The sequence below is a fragment of the Dietzia maris genome (genome assembly GCF_014144855.1).
Lineage (GTDB): Bacteria > Actinomycetota > Actinomycetes > Mycobacteriales > Mycobacteriaceae > Dietzia > Dietzia kunjamensis.
Window position 1 is genome coordinate 1 of sequence record NZ_JAALDN010000073.1, and the last position, 4,881, is coordinate 4,881.

General features: G+C 71.7%; 5 protein-coding genes. 1 reads left to right on the forward strand and 4 read right to left on the reverse strand.

Annotated elements, in window-relative coordinates; translation table 11 throughout:
• From G6024_RS02770 to G6024_RS02780, 3 genes are all read right to left on the reverse strand, one after another.
• Nucleotides 1-942 (reverse strand): glycosyltransferase family protein (locus G6024_RS02770; protein ID WP_194307205.1); only part of this gene is annotated, 942 nt, incomplete at its 3' end.
• 17 nt (nt 943-959) lie between these two features.
• On the reverse strand, nt 960-2,288 hold the full coding sequence (locus tag G6024_RS02775) for an O-succinylhomoserine sulfhydrylase (protein WP_268817102.1): 1,329 nt from the start codon (nt 2,286-2,288) through the stop codon (nt 960-962).
• Nucleotides 2,252-2,668, reverse strand: a complete 417-nt coding sequence (locus G6024_RS02780) for a rhodanese-like domain-containing protein (protein WP_067719351.1) — start codon at nt 2,666-2,668, stop codon at nt 2,252-2,254. Before G6024_RS02780 ends, G6024_RS02775 begins: the two co-directional genes overlap by 37 nt.
• Before the next feature lie 80 nt (nt 2,669-2,748).
• Between G6024_RS02780 and G6024_RS02785 the strand changes: the two genes are divergently transcribed.
• Nucleotides 2,749-4,218: an FAD-dependent oxidoreductase gene (locus G6024_RS02785; protein WP_159147916.1), complete on the forward strand. Its 1,470-nt coding sequence runs from the start codon at nt 2,749-2,751 to the stop codon at nt 4,216-4,218.
• A 223-nt stretch (nt 4,219-4,441) separates the two neighbouring features.
• Here the strand turns inward: G6024_RS02785 and G6024_RS02790 are convergent.
• On the reverse strand, nt 4,442-4,881 hold a 440-nt coding region (locus tag G6024_RS02790; protein WP_235027734.1), incomplete at its 5' end, for an alpha/beta hydrolase.

Sequence of the window (4,881 nt, forward strand, 5' to 3'; positions counted from 1 at the left end):
CCCCACCGCCGGGAACACCGGCGACACGCCCAGGTCGCGGCACAACTCCAACCAGGCGGAATGGGTGGCGAACCGGTACGGCAACACGCACACGTCGAGCGCGGCGAACTCGGGCAGCAACGGCGCCAGGTCCAGCGACTCGTACCTCACCAACCGCACCGACTCCCAGCCGCCCTCGGCCGCCAGCTCCGCCACCAGATGGTGCCCGCCGGCCTCGCGGTCCTCGCCGCACGCGTCGCGCCACGCCTGCGCCTCCACCACGATCCGCAGGTGCGCGCCCCGCCGCCCGTGGGCGACGGGCGCCAGCTGGTCCAGCAGCTCCGGGCCGTCGATGTTCTCGCCCATCCGCTCCAGCAACACCCCCACCACCACCGGATCGCCGGGACCGCGCAGGTGCTTGCCGGCGCGGATGGCGGAGGAGACCTCGTCCTCGTCCAGCAGCCGCGGGTGCGGCACGACCACCGGTTCGACGCCCCACCGCACCCACAGCTCGTACGCCGCCACCTCGGTCAGCGTCACCACGGCAGCGGCCGCCTCGACCAGTGTGCCGGTGTGATCGCGGTGCGGGAGTTCGTCCTCGTGGGACGGGTAAACGATGTCGTGGACGGTGAGCACCATCGGCACCCCGGCCCGCGCCAGGTGCTCCACCACCCCGTCCACGCTCTCGGGCTCGAGGTAGTCGTAACCGAAGTGCACGTGCGCCAGGTCGACAGTGCGCAGCGGGTCGCCGTCGCGATGAATCTCGCCCGACGCCTCGTGGCCGGGATCGAACTCCGCGGGAGTCACCGCCTCGGGCGGGGTCTGCCCGTTCACCACCCCGGGCCGGACGGGCACCAGCTCTACGTGCTCAGCGCCATCCAGGCCGGTGATACGGCGAACCGCGGGATGGGCGGCCGGCAGCACCGCCACCCGGACCCGGGAATGTTCACCCCGATCAGACATACGATCAATCTAGACCGTCACCCCAGACCGCGACGCAGGTCCTCGATGAGGTCGCCCGCGTGTTCCAGCCCCACGGACAGGCGGACCACGTTGTCGCCGATGCCCACCGCGGCGCGGGCCTCGGGCTCCATGGACGCGTGGGTCGTCGTCGCGGGATGGGTCACCAGCGTCTTGGCGTCGCCGAGGTTGTTGGAGATGTCGATGACCTCGAGCGAGTTGAGCAGGGCGAAACACTCCTTCTTGCCGCGGCCGCCCTCGTCGTCGTCGTACTTCAACCCGAACGTCACCACCGACCCGCCGCCCGACATCTGCGCCCGCGCCAACTCGTACTGGGGGTGCGACTCGAGCATCGGGTATGTCACCCGCTCCACGGCCGGGTGCGACTCCAGGAACCGCGCCACCTCCAGCGCGTTGGCACTCATCCGCTCGACGCGCAGGCTCATGGTCTCCAGGCCCTTGAGCAGGACCCACGCGTTGAACGCGCTCATCCCGAACCCGGCGTGGCGCATGAGGTTCTGCACAGGGCCGGAGATGTACTCCTCGGTGCCCAGCACGGCGCCGCCGAGCACGCGGCCCTGGCCGTCGATGTGCTTGGTGGTGGAGTACACGACGATGTCCGCGCCCAGCTCGAGCGGCTTCTGGTGCAGGACGGTGGCGAAGACGTTGTCCACCACGACCTGCGCGCCGGCGGCGTGGGCGAGATCGCACACCGCGCGAACGTCGACCAGCTCCTGCATGGGGTTGGAGGGGGTCTCAAAGAAGACTGCGTCGGTGGGCTCGCTGAGCGCCTCGCGCCACTGGTCGAGGTCGGCGCCGTCGACGAACACCGTCTCCACACCCCACCGCGGCAGGATTTCGGCACAGATCACGTAACAGGAGCCGAACAGCGCGCGCGAGGCCACCAGGCGCGACCCGTTCCCACACAGCGCGGCCAGGGCCACGAATACCGCGGACATGCCGGAGGAGGTGGCAAAGCACGCCTCGGCGCCCTCGATCTGCCGCAGCCGCTCCTGGAACATCGCGACCGTCGGGTTGCCGTAGCGGGAGTAGACGAACCGCTGCTTCTCGCCGTTGAACGACGCCTCGGCCGCCTCCGCGGACTCGTAGACGTAGCCGGAGTTGAGGAACATCGGCTCTGTGGTCTCCTCGAAGCCGGTGCGCATCTGCCCGGCCCGCACGCCCAGGGTGTCGGGGTGGAGACCGTCGGGGAGCTCGTTGTTTCTCATCGCTGCTTTCTTGTGTGTGGTGCGTGGGTGATGCGGCGGGGCGAGGGGCGTACGGGCGTGGCGGGCTGGCCGTGGTGGCCCGGTCAGGACTGGCGCCAGGCCAGGCCCGCGACCTTCCACCCGTTGACGGTGCCGCGGTGTCCGGCGGCGTCCGGGTCGCCCTCGAACCCCTCGGCCACGTTGTAGGCGGTGCGGTATCCGGCGGCGGTGGCCAGGCTCGCGGCGGCGGCGGACCGGCCACCACTGCGGCACAGGAACAACACCGGTGTCTCCGCGGCGACACCGGCCTCGCCGAGGTGCTCGACGAACCGCTCGTTGGGCTGGCCCGCCGAGGTCATCCACTCGATGCCCAGCGTGCGCTTGCCCAGCTCGGACAGATCGGCGCCGCCGACCCACTGCCACTCGGCGCTGGTACGGACGTCCACCAACACGGCGTCGGGATCGGAGGCGAGCAGATCCCAGGCCTGGCGGGGCGATAGATCCCCGGCGTAGTCGCTCATGGGTGTCGATTATGCTCCCCCGACGACCGATCGGCGGGGTCGAGGTACCCCGCTCGCTTTTCTGTGCGACGATCGCGGACATGACGCCCGTCACAAAGACCCCGTTCCGTGTGGCCGTCGTGGGCTCCGGTCCGGCGGGGGTGTACGCCAGCGAGGCACTGCTGGACTGGAGTGACAACCGGGATCCCTCCGGACGCGGGATCGTGGTGGACCTCATCGACCGGTTGCCGGTCCCCTACGGTCTGCTGCGCCACGGCGTGGCCCCCGATCACCCCCGGATCAAGGGCATCGCCCGCACGCTGGAAGGGATCGCCGCCGACCCTCGCATACGGTTTCTCGGCAACGTCGAGTTCGGCGACGACCTCACCCTGGACGACGTGCACCGCTTCTACCACGCGGTCGTCTTCTCCACCGGCGCGCTCGCGGACCGTCGGCTCGGCATCCCGGGCGAGGACCTCGAGGGGTCGTACGGGGCCGCCGAGTTCGTGACCTGGTACGACGGCCACCCGGATGCGCACCCCGAGTGGGCGCTGACCGCGGAGCGCGCGGCCGTGGTGGGCGTCGGTAACGTCGCCCTGGACGTGGCGCGCATGCTGGTGCGCAGCCCCGAGCAGCTGGAGACCACCGACATCCCCGAGCACGTCCGCACCGGGTTCGGCACCAACACGACCCGGGTGGTGTCGGTGATCGGCCGCCGCGGCCCCGTGCACGCCAAGTTCACGCCCCTGGAGCTGCGGGAGATGACCAAGGTGGAGGGCGTCACCATCGTGGTGGACCCGGCCGACCTGGAGTACGACGACGACGAGGCGCGCACCCTCCGCGAAAGCGATCGCCGGGTCGGGCAGGTGTGCACGCAACTCGAGAAATGGGCCGGGGCACAGCGTGAGGCCGGGCACGGTTCGGCGGATGAGGCCGAGGCCGCGGCCCTCGCGGCCGGCGAGCGGGTGGTGCGGTTCCGCTTCCACCGGTCCCCGGTCGAGATCCTGGGGTCCGACGGCCGGGTGTCCGGGCTGCGTCTGGAGGTGACCGAGCCCGTCCCCGGACCCGAGGGCGTCGGCGGGCGGGTGCGCAGCAGCGGCCGGACGGAAGACCTGCAGGTCGAGGCGGTCTATCGCGCGGTCGGCTACCGCTCGGCCGCCCTGGAGGGGGTGCCCTTCGACCACGACTCGGCGACCATCCCCAACGACTCCGGCCGGATCCTCGACTCGCCGGGCGGTCAGCACCTGCCGGGGCTGTTCACCGCGGGCTGGGTCAAGCGCGGGCCGTCCGGGGTGATCGGCACCAACCGTTCCTGCGCGGTGGAGACCGTGGGCCAGCTGGCCACCGAGCTCGAGTCCGGCACCCTGCCCGAGCCCTCCGAGCCGGACCCGCAGGCCGTGCGCGACCTGCTCACCGACCGCGGCGTGGACCTCGTCGACGGCGACGCCTGGCTGGAGATCGACGCGCACGAGCGTGGGCTCGGCGAGGCGGCGGGCCGCGAACGCACCAAGCTGCCGGGCCGCGCGGAGATGCTGGAGGTCGCTCGCGCCTCCCGTTCCACCGCCCGCTGACCCTTCCCTCCCCTGTCGGGTCCGCTCCACCGCGAGCCTCTGAGAAATCCGCTACTCGGATTCCCGATCCGCTACCCGAATCCGGGTAGCGGATCCGGAGACGGGGTAGCGGATTGTGCCGGGGTGGTTTTTCCGGCCGGGGCGGTCGATGCGGGGCGCTGTCGGTGTCGGGGATGCGGGGCGCTGCCGGTGTCGTGAATGTGGGGCGCTATCGCTATCGGGGTCAGTCCGTCTCCGCGACGAGCCGGCCGATCTCGTCCAGTGACACCGTGCCCGGGTCGAAGTAGCGGGAGTGCGCGCTGCGCACAGAGTCGGCGCCCGAGCCAGGCTCGGTGACGTCCACCGCGAGCCCGCCGAACTCCCCGGTGCCCGGCCGTCCGCCGAGCACGCCGGTGACCGACCACCACGGCACCGGATCCCAGCGCGAGGCGACTCCCACCACCTCGTCCTGTCCCGCCCCACGCGCGACGCCGGCCTCGTCGACCCGTTGCACGGCGATCGAGTCGACACCCGCGCCGGGACTGCCGACGTGGATCATCCGGTCGGCTGCCAGCCCCAGCGGGTCCGCGGCGGCCACCCCCAGGACCACGGACCCGTAGCTGTACCCCACCGCGGCGTGGGGGGCATCGTCGCCGTCCCTCCGCTCGACCGCGTCCAGGCCCG

Bases quoted from the DNA above. Each gene is read 5' to 3' on its own strand.
- G6024_RS02780 (WP_067719351.1), bottom strand. From the start codon at position 2,668: ATGAGCGACTACGCCGGGGATCTATCGCCCCGCCAGGCCTGGGATCTG.
- G6024_RS02785 (WP_159147916.1), top strand. From the start codon at position 2,749: ATGACGCCCGTCACAAAGACCCCGTTCCGTGTGGCCGTCGTGGGCTCC.